Consider the following 24,465-nt stretch of genomic DNA (forward strand, 5'->3'; position numbering starts at 1 on the left):
GTCACGACGTTAGGCGGACAGCTCTGCTGTGTGGGTCGGCTGGCTCTTAGTGGCCAGCAATTGGTCAGTGACGGCCGCCGTCGAAGTCATCTTCCTGCCAACTCCAGGTCGGGGTACGTCCACATCAGGAAGATCTCAAGCGGGTCTACCAACTGGTCACCTCGACGCGGCGCAACATGTTGGTGACTGTGGCCCATTATCAATGCACCCGATCGAGGCGATTGTGCCGCGGACGATTTGCACAGCGGCGAAGGTTCCGCCGATCCGGCTGCACGATGCGCGGCACACCTGCGGCACGCTCATGCACCTGCAGGGCGTCCCCACCGCGGTCATCTCGGCGCGGCTCGGGCACGCTGACTCGACATCCACGACGCGCACCTACATGCACTCGCAGGACGATTCGCTCACGCTCGCCACCGCGGGTTTGCAATCAGTTGTGACGACCCGTGACAGTTTCGCCGGATCCTGTAACGAGAAATCCGGCGCCACCAACTATTCGCGCTGGTAGACGCCGGATCCCGTGGAGCCCCCTGTCAGGATTGAACTGACGACCTTTCGCTTACAAGGCGAGTGCTCTACCACTGAGCTAAGGAGGCGGACAAAGCGCGCCCATCATATCTGGCCGCCTCCGAGGCCCCGAAACCGACAGCACGGATGCGCGCCTGGCCTGCTACCGGACCTATCCGCTCAACGTGTAGAGGTGATCGGGACTGATCACCTCGGTGATCGCGGTGGCGAGGACACCGCTCGACCCGGTGTCCAGCGTGTCGACGTCCGAGTTGATCAGAATGACCATGGTCAGATCCTTCTCCGGCAGGTATACGACGACGCTCTTGTAGCCGGGCAGGCTCCCGTTGTGCCCGATCCATCCCTGCACATCGAAGACCCCGAGGCCATACCCGACCCCGTCGATCCCCTCAGCCGGCAGCATCTGCAATCGCTGCTTCTGGGTATCCGCATCGAGCAGGTCGCCCTTGTACAGCGCGTGCGCCCAGGTCCGCAGATCGTCGAGCGTCGAGATCATCGAACCGGCAGCCCACCCCCACGACGGATTCCAATCGGTCGCGACCCCGAGCGTCTCGTCCTTCGTCTGCGTCGTGTAACCCTGGGCGTGCGGCTCCGGGAAAGCGTTCGACGTGGGAAAGTTGGTGTCCTTCATCCCCAGCGGTTCAAGGATCTTCCCCTTGATGATGTTCGTCATCGAGTCCCCCGATACCTTCTCGACGACCATCCCCAGCAGGATGAAGTTGGTGTTGGAGTATTCGAGCCGGTCACCCGGCTCGAAATGCAACGGGTCGCCCTTGACGTATCCCACCAGCTGCCAAGGGCTGAAATCACCCTTGGGGTCGGCAAGGAAATCGGTGCCGAACTGTTCGTCGTACGTGTAGTCGGCCAGCCCGCTTCGCATGCCCGCCAGGTGGCGCAGGGTGATTCTGTCGCCCTCGGTCACACCGTCGACGTACTTCGAGATCGGATCATCGAGTCCGACCTTGCCCTCATCGACCAGCTGTAGCAGAGCCGTCGCGGTGAAAGTCTTGGTCACACTACCTATCCGGCTGTAGAAGTCCGTCTTCATGGGAGCCCCGGTCGCGGTGTCCGCCGTCCCCGTTGCTCTGACATAGCTGCCGTTCGGTCCCCACACGCCCACGATCGCGCCCGGTACCCCGGTCTTCCGGACCGCCTCCGCTATTGCCGAATCCAGCTTCGCGGTCGTCGCCTGATCCATCTGCACGCCGGCGGGCGCCGAGGACTCCGAGCCAACCGACGCGGAGCCCTCACCCGTGCCACCACATCCGGTGGCCCCGACCGCCACCACGAGCGCCCCCACGACGGCGCACAGGGTCCTCCTCGAACGCACACAATTGATCGACATCGACCTGCCCTCCCGCTCCAGCGCATCCACCATGGACGCCGACCCAGTAGAGCAGTTGAATTCACTAAAACCGATACAGGACTACGCATTTCAGAAAGATCGCGACCTGCGGCGTACATGCGCATAGGCCTTGAGACATACCCGATAGGCCCCGAATGTGTCCGCTCGGATGATGCGAAGACGGGCATAGTGGTTCTAGCGTCGATCGAGTCGGAGTCGCCGAGGCGATAGAAGGGGGCGCACGCGACAATGACCACCATGCGTTGCCTCCGCCCTGCGGAACATCTCGATGACCGCTCGTCGGCCCGCTGGGCCTTTGATGCGATCGTCGCGGCGCTGGCGGTGGCGGTGGCGATGCCCGACCTCTTCCACGACGGCGAGGGCCCGCCCTTGGCCGCGATCGCGGTCTTGGTCGCCGTGCTCGCCCCGCTGGCGGTACGGCGCATCTTTCCGATCCCGGTATTCGCCTGGGTCCTGATCAGCGCGGTCGCCGCCGGACTCTGGAACGACAACCTCGCCGCCGACCTGGGCCTGCTCATCGCGCTCTACACCGTCGCCGCTGCGCAATCGCGACTGGAGGCGCTGGCGGCGGCGGCCGTCCTCGAATTCGCCATGATCGTCGCCACCGTCCGCAGCACTGACGGCAGTTGGTGGCACGCCTCGATCCTCGTGTCGGGCCTGGTCGGTACCGCACTCGGGCTCGGACTGTACGCATCGACGCGGCGCGCATACCTTGCCGAACTCCGCGATCGCGCGGTGCGTTTGGAACGCGAGCGCGACCAGCAGGGCGAGCTGGCCGCAGCCGCTGAACGCGCGCGGATCAGCCGCGAGATGCACGACATCGTCGCGCACCACCTGACCGTCATGGTTGCCCTCAGCGAGGGTGCGGTCGCCGCGAGCGCAACCTCGCCCGAACGCGGGATCGAGGTGATGCGCACCGTGTCCGCCACCGGTCGACAGGCACTGGCCGACACCAGGAGGCTGCTCGGGGTCTTGCGCGAGAACGAGCTCGGGAACCCCGGAGATTGCGCGCTCGCGCCCGTCCCGGACCTGGCCGAACTCGACGTGCTCATCGCCCGGGTACGTGACGCAGGACTGCCGACCTCACTCGAGGTGCACGGGAACGCCATCGACCTACCCGCCACCATCCAGCTCACGGTCTATCGGCTGGTGCAAGAGGCGCTCACCAACACCCTCAAACACGGCGGCCATGGCACCCGCGCCTCGGTGCGGCTGCGGTACCTGCCCGGCGAGATCCGGGTGGACGTCGAGGACGACGGTGCCGGGGCGGCGACGACGCCGTCCGGCGGGGGCGGCGGCCTGATCGGGATGCGGGAGCGAGTCCACACATATGGCGGCGTGTTGCGGTCCGGTCCGATGGGGCCCCGCGGTTGGCGGGTCTCCGCGCGGTTTCGCTTGGACGAAGGAGAGAGCACGTGATCCGTGTGCTGTTGGTCGACGATCAATCCCTGCTGCGGATGGGATTTCGGCTGATCCTGGAGGCCGAGTCCGATATCGAGGTGGTCGGCGAGGCCGGGGACGGCGCGACCGGGGTCCGGATGGCGGCGGCCCTCGAACCGGACGTCGTGATGATGGACGTCCGGATGCCGACCATGGACGGCATCGCGGCCACCGCCGCCATTCTCGACGCCCAGCCCGCCTGCAAGATCCTGATCCTCACCACCTTCGATGTGGACCAGTACCTCTATGCCGGCCTGAAGGCCGGTGCCAGCGGGTTTCTGCTCAAGGACGCGCCCCCGACGGCTCTACTCGCCGCGATTCGCACGGTGGCCGACGGGGAGGCCGTGCTCGCTCCGACCGCGACCCGGCGCCTGATCGACCAGTTCATGCCGCTTCTGCCCGAACCGGACCGGCAGGCCAGGCGCGACACGGTGCTCAACGCGCTCACCGACCGGGAGCGGACGGTGTTCGCCGGGCTCGCGGCCGGCCGGTCGAATCGCGAGATCGCGGGCGACCTGCAGGTGTCCGAGGGCACCGTGAAAATCCACGTGGGGCGAATTCTGTCGAAGCTGGACCTGCGTGATCGGGTGCAGGCCGTGGTGCTCGCATACGAATCGGGCCTGATCACCCCGGGAAACTGAGCACCGCCACGCCAGGCGCGACATACCGAGACCCCTCCGGCCGGACCAGCCATACGAGGCCGCACGAATATGCCTCCCGGCGCCCCAAACGCCGACCCGCGCGGACCCGGTCGGCGTATGTTTGGCACGACACATTCCCTGACGGGAGCGGTCCCATGGATCTCAACACCATCAGCGATGTCGTGCGGCGACCACCCGACCGCCCCGGCGCGGACTGGCGCGAGGGCGATGCCTGGCTGGCCGGGGGAACGTGGCTGTTCTCCGTTCCGCAGCCCGCGCTGCGCAGGCTGGTGGACCTCACCGCACTCGGCTGGGACGCCCTCGTACCGAGCGAGTCCGGCTTGGAGATCGGCGCGACGTGCACGGTTCGTGATCTGTACGACCTTGCGCCGCAGAGCGATTGGCGAGCCGGCCCGCTACTGAGGACGAGCTGTGAGGCGTTCCTGGCCTCGTTCAAGGTGTGGAACTCGGCGACGGTGGGCGGCAACATCTGCATGTCCCTGCCTGCGGGCCCGATGATCACGATGACCGTGGCGCTCGAGGCGACGTACACGCTGTGGGCGCCCGACGGATCGCAGCGCACCGTCGACGCGGCCGACTTCGTCACCGGCGACCACCGGAATGTGCTGGCGCCCGGCGAGGTTCTGCGCCGCATCGACATCCCGGCCGCCGCGCTGCGCAAACGCCACACCCACCGCCGCTTCACCCTCACCCGGCTGGGGCGCTCCACCCTGTTCATGATCGCCACCCAGACCCCCGGCACCGCCGACCTCGCCCTCACCATCACGGCGGGCACCACGCGCCCGGTGCGGATGGAGTTCGAGACCGTGCCGGACCCCGAGACGATGCGGCGCAGCATCGACTCCCTGCCCGACGACCTGTGGTTCGACGACCCGAACGGCACCCCCGAGCACCGCCACCACCTCGCGCGGCACTTCGCCGAGGAGATCCGCGTCGAGTTCGAGTCGGGAGACCGGTCATGACCTATACGGTGAACGGCAAGACCTTCGACGAGGAGCCGCGACCCGGCCAGTGCCTGCGGACGCACCTGCGGGAGCTCGGCCACCACGGCGTCAAAAAGGGTTGCGACGCAGGCGATTGCGGTGCCTGCACGGTCTGGCTCGACGGCGATCCGGTGCACAGCTGCATCACCCCCGCGTTCCGGGCGGATGGCCGCGAGGTGACCACGATCGAGGGCCTCGGCACTCCCGAGGATCTGCACCCGCTGCAACGGCAGTTCCGCGATGCCCCCGGCTTCCAGTGCGGATTCTGCACCGCGGGCATGATCATGACGTCGGCGACCTTCACCGACGCCCAGAAGCAGGATCTGCCCCGCGCGCTCAAGGGCAACCTCTGCCGCTGCACCGGCTATCGGTCGATCGAGGACGCCGTGCACGGGGTCACGGGGATCGAAGACGCGCTCCCCGGTCGCGCCGTCGGCACCAGCGTCGCCGCCCCGGCCGCCACCGACGTGGTGACCGGCCGCGCCGAGTTCACGATGGACACCGAGATCGAGGGGATGCTGCACCTGAAGGTGCTGCACTCGCCGCACGCGCACGCCCGCATCATCTCGATCGACAAGACCGCCGCGCTCGCGGTGCCCGGCGTGCACCGCGTCTACACCTGGGAGGACGTGCCGCGGAAGCGCTTCACAACCGCGATCCACACCGATCACCTCGTCGATCCCGACGACACCTACATCCTCGACGACACGGTGCGCTTCGTCGGGCAGCGGGTGGTCGCGGTGCTGGCCGACTCCGTCGGGGCCGCGGAGGAGGGCTGCCGCCGGGTGGTCGTCGAGTACGAGCCGCTGCCAGCGGTGTTCGACCCAGAGGAGGCGATGGCCCACGGCGCGCCCGCGCTGCACGGCTCGCACGACCCGTTCGTGCGGGACCCCGTGCACAACATCCTGCTCGAACTGCACGGGCACGTCGGAGACGTCGAGACCGGGTTGGCCGAGGCCGATGTCGTCCACGAGGGCACCTACTTCTCCCCGCGCGTGCAGCACGCGCACCTGGAGACGCACGGGTCCATCGCGTGGATGGCGGAGGGCCGCCTGCACGTGCGGACCAGCTCCCAGTCACCGTCGATCGCGAAGGTCAAGCTGGCCCACCTGTTCGCCCTGCGCCCCGATCAGCTGCGGGTGTTCTGCAAGCGGGTCGGCGGCGGGTTCGGCGGCAAGCAGGAGGTGATCTCCGAGGACCTGGTTGCCCTCGCCACGCTGGACACCGGGCGCCCGGTCTGCCTGGAGTTCACCAGGGAGGAGGAGTTCACGACGGCCTCGCCGCGGCACCCGATGAAGCTGACGGTCACCCTCGGCGCGAAGGCCGACGGCACCCTCACCGCGATGAAGATCCGCAACGTCTCCAACACCGGCGCCTACGGCAACCACGGCGGCGAGACGCTGTTCGCGGGCGGGGCCGCCGTCTCGATCTACCGGTGCGCCAACAAGAAATACGACGCGTACTCGGTGTACACCAACACCGTGCCGAGCGGCGCGCTGCGCGGCTACGGCATGACCCAGCCCGCGTTCGCGGTGGAGTCCGCCGTGCACGAGCTGGCGGTCGCGCTCGGCATCGACCCGCTCGAGCTGCGCCGCCGCAACATCGTGCGCCCGGGCGACTCCCTGGTCGCCTTCGAGGACGGACCGGACGACGTCGTGTTCGCGGAGGACGGGCTCGGAAAGTGCATCGACCTGGTCGACGAGGCCCTGCGGCACGGCGGCTCCGACCCGCCCGCCGGTGACGACTGGCTCGTGGGGACCGGCGCCGCGAGCTCACTGCACGAGACCGCTCCCCCGACCGAACACGTCTCCGAGGCCTGGGTGACGCTCGGCGACGACGGCGTCTACGAGCTCGCCGTCGGCACCGTCGAGTTCGGGGAGGGCACCTCGACCGCGCACGTGCAGATCGCCGCGAACCAGCTCGGGACCACGCCGTCGCGGATCCGCCTGGTGCAGTCCGACACCGACCGCACCGGCTTCGACACCGGCGCCTTCGCCAGCGCGGGCCTGTTCGTGTCCGGCAACGCCGTGCTGCGGGCGTCGAACGCCCTGCGCGACCGGATCCTCGCGTTCGCCGCCGCGCACACGGGGGTCGACGTCGCCGCCTGTGCCATGGACGACGGCGGCGTCGTCTGCGACGGCACCCGCGTACCGCTGACCGTGCTCCAGCTCGCCGCAGGCGCCCGCGGCATCCGGTTCACCGCCGCCCGCAAGGCGTACGGCTCGCCGCGCAGCGTGGTGTCCAACACGCACGGCTTCCGGATCGCCGTGCACCGGGTCACCGGCGAGATCCGTGTCCTGCGCAGCGTGCAGGCCACCGACGCCGGGGTGATCATCAACCCGGCGCAGGTGCGCGGGCAGATCGAGGGCGGCGTCGCGCAGGGCATCGGTTTCGCGTTGACCGAGAACTTCCTCGTCGACGGCGCCGGGACGATGGTCAACCCGAACCTGCGCAACTACCGCATCCCCACCTATGCCGACGTGCCCCGCACCGAGGTGCTCCTGGTCGACTCGGCGGACTCGGTCGGGCCGATGCGTGCGAAGGGCATGGCGGAGTGCTGCATCAACCCGGTCGCGCCCGCGCTGGCCAACGCCCTCCAGAATGCGACGGGGGTGCAATTCCGGGCGCTGCCCCTGACACCCGAGCGCATCTACGGCCCACTGGCCCTGTCGCGGACCCGCGCCCCTTCGGTGCGCCCGTAGGGAGGCGGCCATGGCAGCCGAGGAGCGCACCCGCGACACCGCCACGGTCATCATCGGGCAGCGGGTGCGCCGCGGCTGCGAGTCGGCCTTCAAGGCCTGGCAGGAGGAGATCAACGTCGCCGCCTCGCACTACGCCGGCTTCCTCGGCGCCCAGATCTCGGCACCCACTGCCGTGCAACCCGATTGGGTGGTGGTCTACCGCTTCGACTCCGTCGCCAACGTGCAGGCATGGGTGAACAGTGCCACCCGCCAGGCCTGGCTCGACCGGGGTCAGCAGTACCTCGACGGCCCCGCGACGCAGCAGGTGATCACCGGCGGATCCCGGCCGACCGATCAGCTCGTGACGGTCGTCGTGACCCACCGCGTTGCGCCGGACAACGTCGACGACTTCCTCGAGTGGCAGAACCGGATGCGGCTGGCGGAGTGCAAGTTCGAGGGCTTTCGCGGCAGCGAACTGTTCCGCCCCATCGAGGGCATCCAGGACGAGTGGACCGCGCTCTACCGCTACGACAACGCCGCGAACCTCTTCACGTGGCTCACCTCCAACAAGCGGCAGCAGCTCCTGACCGAGGGCGAGAGGTTCCACGAGTTCTCCTCACGCACCGTCGACAACTCCTTCGGCAGCTGGTTCGCCTTCGACGAGAAGGGGAACGAGGCGCCGCCACCGTCCGATGTCAAGACCTCCATCGCCGTCTGGGTGGGCCTCTACCCCACCGTGGTGCTGCTCACCCTCGCGCTGTCCCCGCTGAAGATGCCGCTGTGGCTGGGCCTGCTGATCGGAAACCTGTTCTCCAGCTTCGCCATGACCTTCGTGACCATGCCGCGCTACGTGAACCCACTGCTGCGACGCTGGCTGCGGCCGCCCGCGGACGTGCCTGAAGGCAGGACGAATCTCCGGGGTATCGCCATCGTCGCGGGGGTCAACACATTCTGGGTGGTCGTGTTCTATCTCGTGACGAGACAGTTCTGGACGCTGCCCTGACAGAGGAGTTCACCTTCTACGGAATCGAGGAACCACGATGAACACGAGAACGGTGCGAGGCGCGAGCCTGATCCCCATCGCCGCGGCGGCACTGCTGCTGGCCGGATGTGACTCGGACAGCGACGACACCTCCACGACGTCCGCGACCGCGGCGGTGACGACCGCTCCGGTGTCCACGGGCATGGCGCCGATGGGGGCGGTGACCAAGGAACAGGCCGAGCAGACTGCCCTCGCTACCGTCCCCGGCGGCGTGGTCGTCTCCTCGGAAACCGCACAGCACGACGGCAAGGCTGTGTGGCACGTCCACATCCGCAATACCCAAGGCTGGGACTACGACGTGGATGTCGACGCCACCACCGGCGCGGTCGTACCCGACCACGAGGATGACAGTGAGGACATGTCCACGCCCGCCGCCTCGCCGAACGCGGCGGTGACGGTCACCAAGGAACAGGCCGAGCAGACCGCCCTCGCGACCGTCCCCGGCGGCACGATCGTCTCCTCCGAAACCAATCAGCACGACGGCAAGACGGTGTGGCACGTCCACATCCGCAACACCCAAGGCTGGGACTACGACGTGGACGTCGACGCCGCCACCGGCGCGGTCGTGCCCGACAACTGATCCGCAGGGACGCCGAGATGCGCACGCTGGCAATCACGCAGAACATCACCATCGACGGCTCGATCGAGATGCTGGGAGAGTGGTTCGATCCCCAGGGCCAGGGCGGGGTGGACAACTCTGATCTGCTCGAGGAGTCGCACCGCCAGGACCGTGCAGCCGACGGGTTTCTGGTGGGCAGGCGCACTTTCGAGGACCTACGCGGATACTGGCCGAAACAATCCGAGGATGCCACGGGGATCACCGACTACCTCAACCGAGTACAGAAGTACGTCGTCTCCTCGACCATGATCGACCCGCAGTGGCAGAACTCGACGGTCCTCTCCGGCGAACCCGCCGAGGAGATCCGCGCGTTGAAGATGCTGCCGGGCAAGGACATCGTGGTCACCGGCAGCATCATGCTGTGCCACACCCTGATCGAGGCGGGACTCGTCGACGAGTACCGGCTGTTCGTCTATCCGGTCGTGCAGGGCCGGGGCCGCCGGTTGTTCCCCGACGGGTTCGAGATACCGGAGTTGGCACTGCTCGACGCGAAGGCCTTCCGCTGTGGCATCACCTACTCGCGGTATGGGAAGGCCTGACCGGGTTCCCGAAAGCGCAGTTCCTGGGCTTCGTCGGGTCGGGCTGGCTGACCCACATCACGGCGGCTCGCGTGCCTGCCGAGGACGAGTGAACGAGGTTGGACCCCGGCCGCCAGGCGGGACGCCTGCGGCTCAGGCGACGGCGGCAGCCCTCGCAGCGCGGACGAACACCCAGATCACTCCGCCCACCATCGCGATGATCGTGCCCCAATAGGCGACGGGCGCGACGAGTCCGATCCCGCTGCACATGCCCGCGATGACGAACGCGATCGCCGCGGGCATCACAGCGGCCGCATGCCCTGCCCGCCACGCAGCCTCACTGCGCTTCAATGCGGGGATACGGATACCGACGAAGGAGTTGACCGGTATCGCTCCGCGGCCTGCGGCAAGACAGACCACGACCAGCAGAAGCAGCAACCCGGTAAACACCCAGGCCACCATGATCAGGTCGCCCGGAGCATCGTTCATTGTCATGAAGCGCACTCTTACACATGCAACCTCACCGTCTGATATCCCGTTGAACGTGCTCTGAGAGCAGGCATTGACCCGTGTCCTAGCCGCCCGCCGCCGTGACCACCTCACGAATCGCGTCGACCACCAGCTGCGGCGACTCGTTGTGGATGTTGTGGCCGCTGTTCGTCTTCGTGATGTGCTGCGCGCCGGGAAACAGCAGGGCGAGACTGTCCTGCGACGCCAGCTGCGCCCGCCAGAACACCTCCGGGTAGTCGGCGGGCGCGTCCGCGGGCAGGCGGGCACGGAAGGCGTCCGGGTCGAAGGTGTCACCGCTGAGCACCACGACCGGCACCTCGGGAACCGGCGGGGCGGCGCGCAGTTGAGGGAAGATCGCGGCGGGGTCGAGCTGCTCGACGTCCGCCCACTGGGCGGTGCGGCGTTCGTTGTCCAGCTCGTTCATCCGCAGGAACACCGAGAACTCGGCGGGGGTCAGCTCGTTCTCGAGGAACTCCGACATGCCGTCCACGAGGACCAGACCGGCCGTCTCGTCGGGATGGGTGCCCGCGTACACCCTCGCGATCGGTCCCCCGTACGACCACCCGACGAGGACGTAGGGACCGGGCACCTCCGCCGCGGTCAACAACGCGTGCAGGTCGGCGGTGTCCCGCTCGGGGTCGGTCGGCTGCGACACCGGCGTGGACGGGGTGAACTCGTCGCCCGCGCGTGCGGTCCCGGGCCGGTCGTAGGAGCAGACCCGCGTGAACGCGCCGACCTCCGGATACACGGCGGACCCGCTCGGCACCATGTCACCGGATTGATCGGCGACCTCACTCCAGGTGTCCGCAGCGGCGACTGCGCCGGGCACCAGCACCACCGTCGGGACGTCATCATCGCGAGATGCGGTGCCGCGGCACTCCAGGTACATCTGCCGCCCGTCGCCGATGTCGAACGTCCGGGCGATGTCGGCCTGCGGCGTGTCCGCCGTGGGCACCGTGTTGCCCGCGGGGTTCTCCTCCTGGCTGCCACACGCGATCAGCGACGCCGTGACGCCGAGGACGGCCGCCGCGAACCGCAGGGCGGCCAGGCGCCCGCCCGGAGTGGCGCGCATGATCTCAGCGTGTCACACCGCGACGCTGTGCGGGAGGGCACCGGCGCCTGCCCGCACCCCTGGGTGATTGGCCCGAATGTTCACCGCTGCGAGCTCGACCGTCCGATCGATCCGTCGCTGCCTCGTCTCCGGCCGCTTCGCCGTCGCGATCCACTCCAGGATCAGCCGCTTCGAGGACGGCGGAAAGCCCTCGAAGTTGGCGCGGGCCCCCTCGTTGCGGTGTAGCGGTTCCCACAGATCATCGGGCAGCGCGGCGCCGTCGTCGGGCACCACCTGCCAGGTCCCAGCAGCCTTGGCGACATCGATCAGGGCCTGGCCGTGCGGGGTCATCTGGCCCAGCTCGATCATGTTCGCCGCGCGTTCCCGGTTCACCCGGCTCCACGTGCTGCGCGGGTTGCGGGGGGTGAACCGCAGCCGGGAACTATCCGCGTCGTGCTTGCGGTGCAGGCCGTCGATCCAGCCGAAGCAGAGCGCCTGCTCGATCGCCTCGTGGTAGCGCGGGCTCGGCGTGCCGCTGTCCTTGTGGTGGATGATCAGCCAGATCTCCTTCTCGGACCGGCCGTTTCGCGCCAGCCAGTCTCGCCAGTCGGCGGTGGTGCGCGGGGCGAAGGCGCTGACGTCGGGGGTGCTCACGCCGGTCATCTCACGCCTCCTTCGAGCCGAGGATGTCGAGGTAGTGCTGGTTGTACATGATGCCGAGGATGTTCCCGAACGGATCGACAACGGAGGCGGTGACGAAGCCGGGTCCGCGCTCGGTCGGCTTGTCGTGCGCGGTGGCGCCCAGTTCCAGGAGCCGCTCGAAGCCGGACTCGACGTCGTCCACGTGCCAGTAGGTCACCTGGCCACCGGCCTTGTCCGAGCGGTCGTGGGGCGCGAACCGGCCGTCGATGATGCCGAGCTCGTGTTGGAAATCGCCGATGCGGAACTCGACGTAGGCGATCTGCCCGTCGATCTCGCGGGCGAAGTACGGCTCGATCCCGAGCACCTCGGTGTACCAATCCTTGGCGGCCGCGACGTCGTCGGCGAAGAAGCTGACGGTGGTGAGTCCTCGCAACATCGGTGGTTCCTTCCCTCGTTCGGTTGGTGACAGGAACCATCTTTCCGACCAAAGTGCTCACCAACTGAGCACTTTTACGGGGAAACTGAAGAACATGCGCGCAGACCGACTCGTCGCCACCCTCCTGCTCATGCAGTCCCGCGGCCGGGTGACGGCCGCCGAGCTGGCCGACGAGCTCGAGGTGTCCGTCGCCACCGCCCGACGCGACCTGGAGGCACTGTCCGCGGCGGGCATCCCCGTATACCCGCAGCCCGGTCGCGGTGGCGGCTGGGCGCTCGTCGGCGGCGCCCGCACGGACCTGTCCGGCCTGTCGTCCAACGAGGCGCAGGCCCTGTTCCTGCTCGTCGGCCCCGCCGCGGCGGTCTCGGGCGAGGCCAAAGCAGCGCTGCGCAAGCTCGTACGTGCTCTGCCGCAGACGTTTCGGGCCGAAGCCGAGGCCGCCGCGGGCGCCACCATGATCGACCCGACCCGCTGGGGCGAGCGGGATCGGCGCCGACCCGAGATGGTGAACCAGCTCCAGTCCGCCGTGGTCCGCAGGCGCAGGGTCCGGCTGACCTATGTGAACGCCGCCCGCGAGCGGAGCGAACGCCTCGTCGACCCGTGGGGCCTGGTCGACAAGGACGACACCTGGTACCTGATCGCCGGGACCGAGCGCGGCAGGCGAACCTTCCGGGTGGACCGGATCGCCGACGCCGAGACGACCGACCAGCCCGCCGACCGGCCCGCCGACTTCGAGCTCGCCGCCGCCTGGGAAGAGGTCACCGGGAAGATGGAGGAACGGCGCTCGGCCACCTGGGCGACCGTGCTGATCGAACCGAGATTCGTGCCGATCCTGCGCGACCACTTCGGCCGCCACTGCCACACCGACGGCGAGGCCGACGACGGCCGCACCCGAGTCCGCCTCGCCGCACCCACCCCGCTCGACATCGCCCGCAACCTCGCCGGTTGGGGCGCGGACGTCGAGGTGCTCGAGCCGCGGTCGGTACGGGACGAGTTGGCGCGCATCGGAATCGAGCTCGCCGGCCGCTATGCCGGCGAGCAGTGAACTGCCCGTGGCGGACGACCCCTGGCCGGAAATGGGGGACATCCCTGATGTTCTCGCCGGCCACTGCGACCTAGTCTCGGCTAGGTCGTTCAGTTGCCCCCGAGAGGACCGCATATGGCATCCAGATCGCCGGAGTCGTTGGGGCGCCGAATCACTTCCCTGATCGTCGTGACGGTGGCCCTGGTGCTCACCGCGCTCGCAGGGGCGGCGGTGTTCTTCGCATCGGCGGCGCTGTTCGATTCCGTTCCTATGTTGACGCTGTGTGCGATCATCACGGTGATCGTCTGCTCATACGGTGCCGGGCGTCTGTGGGCGCGCATGGCGCGCAAACCTGTACCCGCGCTGAATCTGTTGGCGTGTGCGACGATCTTCGGCCTGGTTTGCGCGGCAACCGGCTATGCGCTCGTGGGACGGGCGGCGCACCAGGACGATCGCGCCGTCGTTTCGGCAAGCAGTTACTGGGACCTGCCCACCGGATCGAACATCGCGTACCGGCACCTGCCCGCGGCGGGCAGCGCGACCCGTTCGATGCCGGTGATCTTCCTGCATGGTGGGCCCGGCACCGCGGGAGACGGCCTACCGCCCTCGAGCGCTGAGCTCGCGGCAGCTGGGTACGACGTCTATTCGTACGACCAGGTCGGGTCGGGCCGCTCGAGTCGATTGTCCCAGGTCGAGGACTACACCGTTGATCGGCAGGTACGCGATCTCGAGGCAATCCGGGAGGTCATCGCCGCTGACCGGATCGTGGTGATGGGTCAGTCCTGGGGCGGCATCCTCGCGGCGCGGTACGCCGCCGCCCACCCCGACCGCGTCGCCGGGATCGTGGTCAGCTCGCCCGGCGCACTGTGGGCGCCGGAATACCCGGACGGGTCGGATGGGAACATCAGAGCTCATGAGACCCCGGCGATGACCGCCCAGCTCGAAGAGACGGGCAGCTCCCCGCGCGTCTTCACAGCCTCCGTCCTTCAGGCGATCAACCCCGTTGCCGCGCATAGCTTCTGGACCGACAACGAGGCCGACGAAATGTTCCGGCGGCAGTTGGAGATTCTCGCCCCGCTGGCGCAGGCTCCCGACCGTCGAGCGGATCTCGTTCCGGCGTCGCCACCCGGCTACTGGGTGAACCAGATGACCGGCGCCGATCTCGCATCGGTCGACGACCCCCGTCCGGCATTGCGGAACCTGCGCGTCCCAGTGCTCGTGATGCGCGGCCAGTACGACTACAAGTCCTGGCCCGTGACGCGCGAATACCGCGACACGTTTCCGAATTCGACGATGGTGTTGATTCCCGACGCCGGCCACGCCATCGCCGCCGACAGGCCCGAGTTGTACACCGCGACCGTCGTCGCGTTCCTGACGGACGGCCGACCCGCACTCCCCCGATACGAGGAGGCCGAGCCGCCGCCCGGGTTCGCCAACGCCTCACGGTGACCGCGCAAGGACCCCGGTCGGTGCGCCGTTCAAGCCTTTCCCCGGTGCCGCGCCTTCGCCTTCGCCCGGGCGATCTGTCGGCGCGTGTCCTCGGCGGCGTCGCGAAGGTGCTTTCTCCTGGACTTCCTGGCAGTGGCGTTCTCGGAAATGCTCTGCTTGACGGCCTCCTGCGCGGCGGTGCTGACGGCCGGCCGGGCTCGTTCCTTCGCGACCTGCCGCGCCAGCCGCTTGGGATTGACCGACCGCGGTGCCGCCCGCCGCTGGTCGACCGGCACCGAGGGCGAGCGGTGCGCGAGAGCGGACAACGCGCCATAGTCGCGCAGCGAGAACTCGTAGAGTTCGGGCCCGCTCGGTTCGGACCCGAACACGTGACGGGCTACGCGCAATTCGCCGTTGTCGATGACCTCGAGCAGACCGACCCAAAATTGTCCGTCGTGGAAGACGGTGAACGTCGTGGAACTCATTTCAACCTCCAGGTATGCGTAGGCAACCTGGCAGCATCAGGAGTCTTCGACGGCGAAGTGACGAACACGCCCGAGCCGGGGGCCCGAGGACCCATCGGGACGTGCCATCCGGACTTCCTCCGGACTGTGCAATTCGTGCGACCAGCAATCACGGTGAGCGTATCGCATGTATTAAAAATGCAGGTCAGAGCCGATTTATACCGTGATACCTTCGCTGCCACACCAACGACAGCGGGAGAAATCATGCGCATGACGCTTCACCACATTCCGAATCATCGCCTCGCCTTCGTGCGCGTGACCGGACCGTTCGGACAGGGCAACGCCAAGGCGATGGCCGAGATAAAGCAGTGGGCGTCTCGTCGGGGACTACTCGACGACGGAGCGATCCTGTGTGGAATTCCGAGGGACGATCCCTCGGTGACGCCGCCCGACGAGTGCCGCTACGACGCGGCGATCGTCGTGACAGACGATCTCGAAGTCGACGGCGCGGTCGGCGTCGGCTGCCTCCGCGGCGGGCACTACGCGGTATTCGATGTGCCGCACACCGCGGAGGGCGTGGGTGCGGCATGGTCGAGCATCTTCGAGGAAATCGAAACTCGCGGGCTGTCCGTGGACGGCGAACCGATTTTCGAGATGTACACATCGGAGTTGCTCACCCGCCACCTGTGCCAGCTCTGGGTTCCACTGCGGCGGTAACACCCTCAGCGGCGCAGGAACTCGATGGCAATTCGCTCGAAAGCCTCCTTCGCCTCGACCATCACCCAGTGACCGCAGTTCGGGAACACGTGCAGCTCGGCATTGGGGATCAGTCTCATCGGCACCATGGGCATGTCCGGCGGGCACTGCCGGTCGTCCCTGCCCCAGGTGAGCAGGGTCGGACACTGCACCTTGTGCATCTGCGACCAGTACGGCGGCGCATCCGACGAGGCCATCAACTGCTGCTGCGCCGCAAACGCTGTGGAGCCGTACATCGCCGCCAGCGTCTTGTGCGACGCCGGGTCGTTGGCGGTCTCCCAGCGCTCCTCCACCCGCTCCTCCGTGATCACCGCCGGGTCGTAGACCATGCACTCGAGCCAGCGAACCAGCCGTTCGCGACTCGGGCCGTCGGCGAACTCCTGCAGTAGCCGGGTGCCCTCGCTCGGGTTCTGACTGAAGATGTTCGGTCCCACCCCGCCGATGGTGACGAGCCTGCCGACCCGCTCGGGGTGCCTCATCGCCACGTTCACGCCGACGACGCCGCCCATCGAATTGCCGATCATCGCGGCCGATCGGATACCGAGGGCGTCCATGAAGCGGATCACCGACGAGCCCGCGGTGAGCACGGGATGCCCGTCCACCGGATCGCTCACGCCGAATCCAGGGAACTCCAGGATGTAGCAATGAAAATGCTGGGCGAAGACGTCCAGGTTTCCCCGGTAGTTTCGCCAGCCGCTGACTCCGATACCGGAGCCGTGCAACAGGATCAGCGGCGGTCCCTCGCCTGCCTCGTGGTAGCGCAACACCCCCTTGTCGGTAGCGACTTCCCTCTTGGTCCCCTCGTAGGTCACGTCCATCACTCGACACTAGAACACATTCTAGTTTGTGTGCGCCCGATTCGACAGATCGCCCCAACTTCAGTGATTCACGACACCAAAACCAGGCGTGCGGCCACCACGCCCGAGACCCGGCATCACCCAAATAATCGGCGTCTACCTGCTTAAACCCATGACTCGATCGCCGACATGTGGCGTCCCTCGACAGCAACCAGAAAGGAAACCTATGAGTTCGTTCCCCTTCCACATGTATGGAACTTGTTCTAGTTTTGGGGCAATCAGCCGGCACACTTCTACCGAGACGAGGAAGTCATGGGTCAGGTTCACGAGCGGATCGAGCAGTACGCGGACGAGATCCGCGCAAACGGTGTCGAGGGCGACAGGCTCATGCGCCTCACCGATGCCTCGGCCAAGCGGCTGCGTGAATCGGGGGTGATCCGGATGCTGCAGCCGAAGGACCACGGCGGCCTCGAATCGCATCCCCGTGAGTTCGCCGAGACCGCGATGGCGATCGGCGCGATGGACGGCGCCACCGGCTGGGTCAGCGGCATCGTCGGCGTGCACCCGTGGGAGCTGGCGTTCTTCGACCCGAAGGCCCAGGAGGAGGTGTGGGGTGAGGACCCCGACACCTGGATGGCCTCGCCGTACGCGCCCATGGGTGTCGCGGTCCCGACCGACGGCGGCTACGTCCTCAACGGCCGCTGGTCGTTCTCCTCGGGTACCGACCACTGCCGGTGGGTGATGATCGGTGCGATGGTCGGAAACCAGGACGGCAAGCCGCAGATGCCGCCGAAGATCCTGCACGTGCTGCTGCCGCGCAGCGACTACGACATCGATCAGGACAGCTGGGACGTCGTCGGTCTGCGCGGCACCGGCAGCAAGGACGTGATCGTCAAGAATGCGTTCATCCCGACGCACCGGACCCTGGAGGCGGCGAAGGTCTTCGACGGCACCGCGCCGAAGGAGGCCGGCCGCACACAGACGCTGTACAACTTCCCGTTCTCGTGCATCTTCCCGCTGGGCATCACCTCGTCGCTGATCGGCATCGCCGAGGGGGCGCTGGCCTGCCATCTGAACGCGCAGCGCGAGCGGATCACGGTGTCCGGCACGGCGATCAAGGACGATCCGTACGTGCTGTTCGCGATCGGCGAGGCTGCGGCGGAGATCGCCGCGTCGCGGGCGGCGATCCTCGAGACGGTGGACCGGTTCTGGGACCTCACCGACCAGGGCAAGGAGGTCACCTTCGAGCAGCGCGCGATCGGCCGTCGGACCCAGACCGCCGCCGCGTGGCGGGCGGTGCGCGCGGTCGACGAGATCTTCGCGCGGTCGGGCGGCGGTGCGCTGCAGATGAAGACGCCGATGCAGCGCTTCTGGCGGGACGCACACGCCGGCCTGTCGCACGCGATTCACGTGCCCGGTTCGATCTTCCATTCGTCGGCGCTGACGCAGCTCGGCGGCGAGCCGCAGGGCGCGCACCGCGCGATGATCTGACCGATCGAGGAAACGCGAGCGCCCCGCGAGCCGAGTCGGCTTGCGGGGCGCCGTGCCGCGATCAGGCGAGGTCGAAGCGGTCCAGGTTCATCACCTTGTCCCACGCGGAGACGAAGTCCGCCACGAATTTCGGCTGCGCATCGTCGCTCGCGTATACCTCGGCGAGCGCGCGCAACTGCGAGTTCGAACCGAAGACCAGGTCGACGGTGGTGGCCGTCCACTTGACCTCATCCGTGCCGCGGGCGCGGCCCTCGTAGACGTTCTCGGACTCGGCCGATGCCTTCCACTCCGTGCCCATGTCGAGCAGGTTCACGAAGAAGTCGGTGGTCAACGTCTCGGGACGGGCAGTGAGGACACCGTGCCCGGACTGCCCGACGTTGGCGTTCAGCGCGCGCATCCCACCGATGAGGACCGTCATCTCCGGGGCGGTCAGCGTCAGCAGGTTCGCCTTGTCCAGCAACAGCCGCTCGGCGGGCAGCTTCTCCCCGGCGCGCAGGTAGTTGCGGAACCCGTCGGCCCTGGGCTCGAGCACCTCGAACGCCTCCACGTCGGTCTGCTCCTGGGCGGCGTCGGTGCGGCCCGGCGTGAACGGGACCGTGACGTCGTGCCCGGCGTTCTTCGCCGCCTGCTCCACCGCCGCGCATCCCGCCAGGACGATCAGGTCGGCCAGCGAGATCCTCGTGCCGTCGGACCTCCCACCGTTGAAGTCGCCCCGGATCCGCTCGAGCCTCTGCAGCACCTCGGCCAGGCCTGCCGGGTTGTTGGACTCCCAGTCCTTCTGCGGCGCAAGCCGAATCCGCGCCCCGTTGGCCCCGCCGCGGTTGTCGGTGCCGCGGAAGGAGGCAGCCGACGCCCATGCCGCACCGACCAGCAGGGGAATGGACAGACCCGCCCCCAGGACCGTGGCCTTGAGCGCGGCGATCTCGTCCGTCCCGACCAGATCGTGATCGACGTCGGGGACGGGGTCCTGCCACAACTGGGGCTCCGCAACCCATGGGCCGAGATAGCGCGAGACGGGCCCCATGTCGCGATGCAGCAGCTTGTACCAGGCCTTGGCGAACTCGTCGGCGAGTTCCTCGGGGTGGTCCAGCCAGCGCCGGGTGATCGGCCCGTAGACCGGGTCGAGGCGCAGCGAGAGGTCCGTCGTCAGCATCACCGGGCTGTGGGACTTCGACGGATCGTGCGCGTCGAGGACGGTGCCCGCCCCGGCGCCGTCCTTGGGAATGTACTGCCACGCACCGGCCGGGCTCTTGGTCTTCTCCCACTCGTAGCCGTACAGGGTCTCGAGGAAGCTGTTGTCCCACCTGGTCGGGGTGGGCGTCCAGGTGCCCTCGAGGCCGCTGGTGATCGCGTCCCCACCGACGCCGGTGCCGAAGGAGCTCTTCCAGCCGAGGCCTTGCTGCTCGATCGGCGCTGCCTCCGGCTCGGGCCCGACGAGGTCGGCCGGTCCCGCGCCGTGGGTCTTGCCGACGGTGTGGCCGCCGACGATCAGTGCGGCGGTCTCGACGTCGTTCATCGCCATCCGGCGGAAGGTCTCGCGGATGTCGACGGCCGCGGCGAGCGGGTCCGGGTTTCCGTTGGGCCCTTCCGGGTTCACGTAGATCAGGCCCATCTGCACGGCGCCGAAGGGACCGGTGAGCTCCCGGTCGCCGGTGTAACGCTCGTCGCCGAGCCAGGTGTCCTCCGGCCCCCAGAACACCTCGTCGGGCTCCCAGATGTCCTCGCGGCCGAAACCGAAGCCGAACGTCTCGAACCCCATCGATTCGTAGGCACAGTTGCCGGCGAAGATCAGCAGATCCGCCCAGGAGATCTTCCGGCCGTACTTCTGCTTGACCGGCCAGAGCAACCGCCGTGCCTTGTCGAGGCTCGCGTTGTCCGGCCAGCTGTTGAGGGGGGCGAAGCGTTGTGCGCCCTCACCGCCACCGCCACGGCCGTCCGCGATGCGGTAGGTGCCCGCCGCATGCCAGCTCATCCGGATGAACAGCGGCCCGTAGTGTCCGAAATCGGCAGGCCACCAGTCCTGCGACGCCGTCATCAACTCGATGACGTCCCGTTTCAGCGCGTCCACGTCGAGCGTCGCGAACTCTGCCGCGTAGTCGAAGTCCTCGCCCATGGGGTTGGACAGCGGCGAGTGCTGATGGAGAACCTGCAGGTCCAGTTGATTCGGCCACCAGTCCCTGTTGGTCCTGGGCCGGTGCTCCTGCGGGCTCGGGGAGCCGATTACCGGGCATTCGCTTTCACTGTTGGACACGACGGTCCTTCCTTCCAGGAGTGGGTGAATCGGACTGCGATCGCGAACCTGGTCGCGAAACCTGTGCTGCCGAACAGTCGGGGCACGATCCCCAGTAGGTGACCTCGGCCTCGTCGACGACGAAGCCGTTGTCGCCGGGCGCGGTCAGGCAGGGGGCCGCGCCGACCGCACAATCGACGTCGGCGATGACCCCGCAGGTACGGCAGACGAAGTGATGGTGGTTGTCGCCGACGCGGGCCTCGTACCGCACGGCGGTGCCCGCCGGCTGGATCCGCCGCACCAGGCCCGCATCGCTGAGTGCCTGCAGCACGTCGTACACGGTTTGGCGGGAGACCTCGGGCAGGACGGCCCGCACGGCTCCGTAGATCGTCTTCGTGTCGGCATGCGGGTGCTTGTGCACAGCCTCGAGCACCGTGGCCCGGGGGCGGGTCACGCGAAGCTCTGCCGCGCGCAAATGCGCTGCGTATTCCCTCGCGGAGGGCACATCAATACAATGGCGCATTGTTCTGGACTCGGTCAAGAGTTTTCGGGGTCGATCGCGGAACTACCGTCCGCCCAGCGGAACCGCGCCCGCCGCGGGCAGCGGGGGAAGCGCCCCAAGCGGCGCGGGCGTCAGCGTCGTCGACTGCGGGTCCGCCCGGCCCAGCCCGAACTTGCGGACCTCGGATCCCGTCGCACCGGCGCCGCTGACGAGCAGGTCCGCGCCGGTGGTGGTGCTGGTGGTGGCCACCTGCACCCCGCCGCCCGCGAACGGCTCGAACGAGGCGATCTGGCGGAAATCCACTGGGCCCGAGTGGTGATCCGGGCTGTCGAGGTACATCCCGGGCGCGCCGTCGAGCCGCGAGCCGCTCGACCACACCCGCACCGTGCCCGCCCCGCCCGCCATGCCGGTCACGATGCTCTTCGCGCCGCCCTCGGCGCCTGCCACCCAGCCCGTCGAGAGCGAGACGCCGTCGCGGTAGCCCTCGTCGAAGGCAAGGAACTCCGACGTCATCGTCGGATCGTCGGTGCCGCCGCCGCTCGCGCCCGTGCCGCCGTGCCCGCCGTGGCCGCTCTTCGACGCCGCCGCGGCCGCGGTCGGCTCGAACAGGTCGTAGCGGAAGGTCTTCACCCGCGGCGCCTCCCCCCGGCCCGGCGCGGTCACGATGCTGGCCCGGCCAGAGGCGGTGTCCACCAGCCCCGTCGCGACGGACACCCCCGCCTCGGACCCCGGGTACGGCGTGAAGCTCGAGAACACCTCCGGTGCCTCACCCTTCCCGGCGGGCAGCGTCGAGGAGAACACCTTGACCTGCGTCGGGGCGCCCGGGCCGGTGCCCACGATGATGTTGTCGGCCAAGGCGTTTCCGTCGATATCGACACCCGCGACGTTCACCCCGCCGCGGAACCCGGGGTCGAACGGGGCGAACCGGGTCAGCTCGGCGCTGAACGCGCCGTCGGCGCGGTCGGCGCCGTCGTAGGCCACCACCTCCGACTCGGGGCCCGCGCCGGTGCCGACGACGAGGTCGAGCACCATGTCTCCGTTCACGTCGGCCATCGCCACCGTCGGGGTGCCCTCGAACGACGGGAACGGCGTGACGGCGGCGATCACCTTGTCGCCGTTGCCGTCATGCACCCGCACCGTCGCGGGGGTGCCCGGCAACCCCGGCACCGCGACCGCGTACGTGGACACCTCCGGGATCACGCTGACGAGCGCCATCAGCCCGTTGTCCTCGTGATTGAGGCGGTGGCAGTGGATCACGAAGGTGCCGGTGTACTCGGTGAACTTGGTCCGCAGCGTCACCGAGGCCGGTTCGAGCGCCTGTTCGTTCTCATCGGTCACCGGCGCGGGGACGTTCACGTTGTCCATGCCCCACGGCTGCACACCGGTCCTGGTGCCCGCCACCGGGTCCACGACCTCCATCACCTGAAAATCGTTGACGTGGATGTGCATCGGATGCTCGTCGTTGTTGAGGTTGGTGACCGTCCACTCCTCCACCGAGTTCAGCCGCGGCTGGAGCAGGGGGATGTTCGGGAAGGTGTTGTCGTCGAACTCGTAGGTGAAGGCCTTCGGATCGCTGTTGCTGGCCTTGTCGTTGCCGAAGCCGCCCGAGACCGTCAGCGTCCGCTTCACGTCCGGCGTCATCACCGAGGTGTCCACGAACGAGGTGTAGGCGTCGAGGTTCTGGCCGGGCTCGAAGGCCGTCGTCTGTCCCTGCCCGCTATCGGGGGTCGCGTGCAGCAGCGTCTGGGTGGGGAAGGTGAAGAAGCCGTCGGCGTAGCTGATCACCGACGGGTCCACGGTCACCGTCCCCAGCACCGCGGGCGGGTTCTCGGTGCCGTCGTTGGTGTAGAGCACGCCCGGGTTGGTGACCGGCTTCGCCCCCTCCAGCGGCGGGATGTCGAGGACGAGGTCGCCGGTCTTCGGCATCGTCACCGCGATCGCGAACCGTGAGCCGGGAGGGATGACGAGCCGGGTGCCGTCGCCGCCGACCGGCGGCTCCACCCGGGTGAAGGGGTTTCCGTCCTGCCCGACGATCGCGAAGGTCGGATGGGTGCCCGTCGCCGTCTCGGTGAGCCGGACCGGCATGTAGGCGATGTCACTGATGTTGGCCAGCACCCAGATCTCCGTCTGGCCCGGTTCGAGTTTCAGCTCCGGCTGGAACTGGCCGTTGACGGTGAATTGAACGTCGCGCTGGTTGTCCGGCAGCGACGGGTCCGCCGCGACGGTCACCGTGTCGCTGGTGAAGGTCTGCAGGTTGCCGGGTATGAACTGGTTCTGCCCCCGATGGTTGGCCGGAGAGAGTGCACCGGCATACCAGTTGGTGATGTACCGGGAGCCCTTCGTCGTCTGGTCGAAGTTCACCGGGGCCAGGCTCGGCCGGTAGGTGCCGTCGGCGAGTTGTGCTCCTTCCGGCGGCTTCAAGGTGCTCACCCATTGCGACCAGTACGCGTTGTTCAGCTGGCGCCCGCTGCCCTTGCGGTCGACGACGAAGTTGTACTGCAACGCCATGTCGCGGATCGGGATCTCGTTCTGCGTCACCAGCGGCAGGTTTCCGTCCGGCCGCCCGATCTCCAGCAGACCGGCGAGCCCCAGGTACGTCTGCTGCGCGGTGAGGGTGTGGCGATGGCTGTGGTACCAGTACATTCCGTTGGGCATGTCCTCCGGAACCGCGTAGTCGTAACGGTTGCCCATCCCGGCGGGGATGTCGAGCAGCACGTTGTCGGCGTTGCCGTCGGGGCTCACGTGCAGCCCGTGGGTGTGCAGGTTCAGCGGCGCGGATTCCAGCGCCTGCGGGTAGATCGGCACGTCGCCGCCTGCCGGGGTGAAGGCGGGGTCGTTGAAGTCCTCGATCGTCAGGCCCCGCAGGTCGTTGTCGTAGTGGATGATCAGGCGCTCGCCCGGATCGACCCGCAGCGTCGGCGCCGGGTACACGTCCTCGCCCTCGGTCGAGCCGTCCGATGCCGTCCCCCGGATGACCTCGTACCCGAACAGCAGGAAATTCGAGACCGGCCCCGAGGCCGTGTCGAGGGCGACCTTGCCCTGGTGGGCCGACAGCCGCACCTCGAGCACGCCGTCCTCGCTCGACAGCTTGACCGGCTCCCGGTAGGAGGCGGGGGCGCCGTCTGGACCTGCGTTGACCCCCGGCTCCCCCGTCGTCGAGAAGCACGAGGTGAGGACCAGCGCCATGGCGAACGCAGCGCACGAGACGACAGAGATCGGCCTTCGACGATTCGCGACCATCTCGCTGCCCCGTTCCGTGAACGAATACGGGCACCGGCGCTCCAGCGTCAGCGCC

Annotated in this window: 22 protein-coding genes and 1 tRNA gene; 12 read left to right on the top strand and 11 right to left on the bottom strand. The window is 68.1% G+C overall.

All coding sequences use genetic code 11. From position 1 onward, the window contains the following. Nucleotides 1-67: 67 nt before the first annotated feature. A complete protein-coding gene (locus JOE46_RS26785) occupies nucleotides 68-508 on the top strand; it encodes a tyrosine-type recombinase/integrase (RefSeq protein ID WP_269589064.1) in 441 nt (146 codons plus the stop codon). Nucleotides 509-521: 13 nt separating this feature from the next. Here JOE46_RS26785 and JOE46_RS14040 read toward each other — a convergent pair. Together JOE46_RS14040 and JOE46_RS14045 are read right to left on the bottom strand one after the other, a co-directional pair. Continuing rightward, a tRNA-Thr gene (locus tag JOE46_RS14040) sits at nucleotides 522-596 on the bottom strand. An 83-nt stretch (nucleotides 597-679) separates the two neighbouring features. Further along, the gene (locus JOE46_RS14045; RefSeq protein ID WP_245221046.1) at nucleotides 680-1,906 is read right to left on the bottom strand and encodes a serine hydrolase; all 1,227 of its coding nucleotides are present in this window, start codon (nucleotides 1,904-1,906) and stop codon (nucleotides 680-682) included. A gap of 225 nt (nucleotides 1,907-2,131) precedes the next feature. Between JOE46_RS14045 and JOE46_RS14050 the strand changes: the two genes are divergently transcribed. From JOE46_RS14050 to JOE46_RS14080, 7 genes are all read left to right on the top strand, one after another. After that, nucleotides 2,132-3,313 carry a sensor histidine kinase gene (locus JOE46_RS14050; protein ID WP_179800553.1) on the top strand — a complete coding sequence of 394 codons (1,182 nt, stop codon included), beginning with the start codon at nucleotides 2,132-2,134 and terminating at the stop codon, nucleotides 3,311-3,313. Next, nucleotides 3,310-3,975: a response regulator transcription factor gene (locus JOE46_RS14055; protein ID WP_097211889.1), complete on the top strand. Its 666-nt coding sequence runs from the start codon at nucleotides 3,310-3,312 to the stop codon at nucleotides 3,973-3,975. The genes JOE46_RS14050 and JOE46_RS14055 overlap by 4 nt, the downstream gene beginning before the upstream one ends. Before the next feature lie 155 nt (nucleotides 3,976-4,130). Beyond that, a complete protein-coding gene (locus JOE46_RS14060; protein WP_097211888.1) occupies nucleotides 4,131-4,958 on the top strand; it encodes a xanthine dehydrogenase family protein subunit M in 828 nt (275 codons plus the stop codon). Then, complete coding sequence (locus tag JOE46_RS14065; RefSeq protein WP_097211887.1) at nucleotides 4,955-7,681, top strand: molybdopterin-dependent oxidoreductase; 2,727 nt, start codon at nucleotides 4,955-4,957, stop codon at nucleotides 7,679-7,681. The genes JOE46_RS14060 and JOE46_RS14065 overlap by 4 nt, the downstream gene beginning before the upstream one ends. Before the next feature lie 10 nt (nucleotides 7,682-7,691). Next, on the top strand, nucleotides 7,692-8,663 hold the full coding sequence (locus JOE46_RS14070; RefSeq protein ID WP_097211886.1) for an antibiotic biosynthesis monooxygenase: 972 nt from the start codon (nucleotides 7,692-7,694) through the stop codon (nucleotides 8,661-8,663). A 37-nt stretch (nucleotides 8,664-8,700) separates the two neighbouring features. Then, nucleotides 8,701-9,282: a PepSY domain-containing protein gene (locus JOE46_RS14075; RefSeq protein ID WP_209927604.1), complete on the top strand. Its 582-nt coding sequence runs from the start codon at nucleotides 8,701-8,703 to the stop codon at nucleotides 9,280-9,282. A gap of 17 nt (nucleotides 9,283-9,299) precedes the next feature. Beyond that, nucleotides 9,300-9,860, top strand: coding sequence for a dihydrofolate reductase family protein (locus JOE46_RS14080; protein ID WP_097211884.1), 561 nt, complete (start codon nucleotides 9,300-9,302; stop codon nucleotides 9,858-9,860). 132 nt (nucleotides 9,861-9,992) lie between these two features. Here the strand turns inward: JOE46_RS14080 and JOE46_RS14085 are convergent, their stop codons facing one another. The 4 genes from JOE46_RS14085 to JOE46_RS14100 all read right to left on the bottom strand — a co-directional run bounded on the left by JOE46_RS14085 (nucleotide 9,993) and on the right by JOE46_RS14100 (nucleotide 12,478). Further along, the gene (locus JOE46_RS14085; RefSeq protein WP_143548456.1) at nucleotides 9,993-10,334 is read right to left on the bottom strand and encodes an SdpI family protein; all 342 of its coding nucleotides are present in this window, start codon (nucleotides 10,332-10,334) and stop codon (nucleotides 9,993-9,995) included. Nucleotides 10,335-10,413: 79 nt separating this feature from the next. Continuing rightward, complete coding sequence (locus JOE46_RS14090) at nucleotides 10,414-11,421, bottom strand: alpha/beta fold hydrolase (RefSeq protein WP_097211882.1); 1,008 nt, start codon at nucleotides 11,419-11,421, stop codon at nucleotides 10,414-10,416. A gap of 12 nt (nucleotides 11,422-11,433) precedes the next feature. Further along, nucleotides 11,434-12,063 (bottom strand): YdeI family protein, encoded by a 630-nt coding sequence (locus JOE46_RS14095; protein ID WP_209927606.1) that lies wholly within the window; start codon nucleotides 12,061-12,063, stop codon nucleotides 11,434-11,436. Nucleotide 12,064: 1 nt separating this feature from the next. Continuing rightward, complete coding sequence (locus JOE46_RS14100; RefSeq protein ID WP_097211880.1) at nucleotides 12,065-12,478, bottom strand: VOC family protein; 414 nt, start codon at nucleotides 12,476-12,478, stop codon at nucleotides 12,065-12,067. A gap of 94 nt (nucleotides 12,479-12,572) precedes the next feature. On the opposite strand from JOE46_RS14100, the gene JOE46_RS14105 reads away from it, so the two are divergent. After that, nucleotides 12,573-13,523 (top strand): YafY family protein, encoded by a 951-nt coding sequence (locus JOE46_RS14105; protein WP_209927608.1) that lies wholly within the window; start codon nucleotides 12,573-12,575, stop codon nucleotides 13,521-13,523. Nucleotides 13,524-13,637: 114 nt separating this feature from the next. Continuing rightward, nucleotides 13,638-14,951, top strand: coding sequence for an alpha/beta fold hydrolase (locus JOE46_RS14110; protein ID WP_209927611.1), 1,314 nt, complete (start codon nucleotides 13,638-13,640; stop codon nucleotides 14,949-14,951). 29 nt (nucleotides 14,952-14,980) lie between these two features. Here the strand turns inward: JOE46_RS14110 and JOE46_RS14115 are convergent, their stop codons facing one another. Next, a complete protein-coding gene (locus tag JOE46_RS14115) occupies nucleotides 14,981-15,415 on the bottom strand; it encodes a YjdF family protein (protein WP_097211877.1) in 435 nt (144 codons plus the stop codon). Between the two features lie 135 nt (nucleotides 15,416-15,550). On the opposite strand from JOE46_RS14115, the gene JOE46_RS14120 reads away from it, so the two are divergent. Continuing rightward, nucleotides 15,551-16,111, top strand: coding sequence for a GyrI-like domain-containing protein (locus JOE46_RS14120; RefSeq protein ID WP_143548455.1), 561 nt, complete (start codon nucleotides 15,551-15,553; stop codon nucleotides 16,109-16,111). Between the two features lie 5 nt (nucleotides 16,112-16,116). Here the strand turns inward: JOE46_RS14120 and JOE46_RS14125 are convergent, their stop codons facing one another. Then, nucleotides 16,117-16,968 carry an alpha/beta fold hydrolase gene (locus JOE46_RS14125; RefSeq protein WP_097211875.1) on the bottom strand — a complete coding sequence of 284 codons (852 nt, stop codon included), beginning with the start codon at nucleotides 16,966-16,968 and terminating at the stop codon, nucleotides 16,117-16,119. A gap of 291 nt (nucleotides 16,969-17,259) precedes the next feature. Here JOE46_RS14125 and JOE46_RS14130 point away from each other — a divergent pair, with 291 nt between their 5' ends. Beyond that, nucleotides 17,260-18,438, top strand: coding sequence for an acyl-CoA dehydrogenase family protein (locus tag JOE46_RS14130; protein ID WP_097211874.1), 1,179 nt, complete (start codon nucleotides 17,260-17,262; stop codon nucleotides 18,436-18,438). 61 nt (nucleotides 18,439-18,499) lie between these two features. Here the strand turns inward: JOE46_RS14130 and katG are convergent, their stop codons facing one another. The 3 genes from katG to JOE46_RS14145 are packed head-to-tail and all read right to left on the bottom strand — an operon-like array spanning nucleotide 18,500 to nucleotide 24,410. Then, nucleotides 18,500-20,689: a catalase/peroxidase HPI gene (gene katG, locus JOE46_RS14135; RefSeq protein ID WP_209927613.1), complete on the bottom strand. Its 2,190-nt coding sequence runs from the start codon at nucleotides 20,687-20,689 to the stop codon at nucleotides 18,500-18,502. Next, nucleotides 20,676-21,191, bottom strand: coding sequence for a Fur family transcriptional regulator (locus tag JOE46_RS14140; protein ID WP_179800552.1), 516 nt, complete (start codon nucleotides 21,189-21,191; stop codon nucleotides 20,676-20,678). The genes katG and JOE46_RS14140 overlap by 14 nt, the downstream gene beginning before the upstream one ends. Before the next feature lie 42 nt (nucleotides 21,192-21,233). Next, nucleotides 21,234-24,410 (bottom strand): multicopper oxidase family protein, encoded by a 3,177-nt coding sequence (locus JOE46_RS14145; RefSeq protein ID WP_097211871.1) that lies wholly within the window; start codon nucleotides 24,408-24,410, stop codon nucleotides 21,234-21,236. Between the last annotated feature and the right edge of the window lie 55 nt (nucleotides 24,411-24,465).

Source organism: Rhodococcus sp. PvR099 (genome assembly GCF_017833315.1).
In the GTDB taxonomy this organism is placed as follows: Bacteria; Actinomycetota; Actinomycetes; order Mycobacteriales; family Mycobacteriaceae; genus Rhodococcus_G; species Rhodococcus_G oryzae.

Bases quoted from the DNA above. Each gene is read 5' to 3' on its own strand.
- JOE46_RS14115 (WP_097211877.1), bottom strand. From the start codon at position 15,415: ATGAGTTCCACGACGTTCACCGTCTTCCACGACGGACAATTTTGGGTC.
- JOE46_RS14105 (WP_209927608.1), top strand. From the start codon at position 12,573: ATGCGCGCAGACCGACTCGTCGCCACCCTCCTGCTCATGCAGTCCCGC.
- JOE46_RS14050 (WP_179800553.1), top strand. From the start codon at position 2,132: ATGCGTTGCCTCCGCCCTGCGGAACATCTCGATGACCGCTCGTCGGCC.
- JOE46_RS14095 (WP_209927606.1), bottom strand. From the start codon at position 12,063: ATGACCGGCGTGAGCACCCCCGACGTCAGCGCCTTCGCCCCGCGCACC.
- JOE46_RS14100 (WP_097211880.1), bottom strand. From the start codon at position 12,478: ATGTTGCGAGGACTCACCACCGTCAGCTTCTTCGCCGACGACGTCGCG.
- JOE46_RS14045 (WP_245221046.1), bottom strand. From the start codon at position 1,906: ATGGTGGATGCGCTGGAGCGGGAGGGCAGGTCGATGTCGATCAATTGT.
- JOE46_RS14110 (WP_209927611.1), top strand. From the start codon at position 13,638: ATGGCATCCAGATCGCCGGAGTCGTTGGGGCGCCGAATCACTTCCCTG.
- JOE46_RS14090 (WP_097211882.1), bottom strand. From the start codon at position 11,421: ATGCGCGCCACTCCGGGCGGGCGCCTGGCCGCCCTGCGGTTCGCGGCG.
- JOE46_RS14080 (WP_097211884.1), top strand. From the start codon at position 9,300: ATGCGCACGCTGGCAATCACGCAGAACATCACCATCGACGGCTCGATC.
- JOE46_RS14085 (WP_143548456.1), bottom strand. From the start codon at position 10,334: ATGACAATGAACGATGCTCCGGGCGACCTGATCATGGTGGCCTGGGTG.
- JOE46_RS14145 (WP_097211871.1), bottom strand. From the start codon at position 24,410: ATGGTCGCGAATCGTCGAAGGCCGATCTCTGTCGTCTCGTGCGCTGCG.
- JOE46_RS14070 (WP_097211886.1), top strand. From the start codon at position 7,692: ATGGCAGCCGAGGAGCGCACCCGCGACACCGCCACGGTCATCATCGGG.
- JOE46_RS14130 (WP_097211874.1), top strand. From the start codon at position 17,260: ATGGGTCAGGTTCACGAGCGGATCGAGCAGTACGCGGACGAGATCCGC.
- JOE46_RS14075 (WP_209927604.1), top strand. From the start codon at position 8,701: ATGAACACGAGAACGGTGCGAGGCGCGAGCCTGATCCCCATCGCCGCG.
- JOE46_RS14060 (WP_097211888.1), top strand. From the start codon at position 4,131: ATGGATCTCAACACCATCAGCGATGTCGTGCGGCGACCACCCGACCGC.
- JOE46_RS14125 (WP_097211875.1), bottom strand. From the start codon at position 16,968: ATGGACGTGACCTACGAGGGGACCAAGAGGGAAGTCGCTACCGACAAG.
- JOE46_RS14140 (WP_179800552.1), bottom strand. From the start codon at position 21,191: ATGCGCCATTGTATTGATGTGCCCTCCGCGAGGGAATACGCAGCGCAT.
- JOE46_RS14065 (WP_097211887.1), top strand. From the start codon at position 4,955: ATGACCTATACGGTGAACGGCAAGACCTTCGACGAGGAGCCGCGACCC.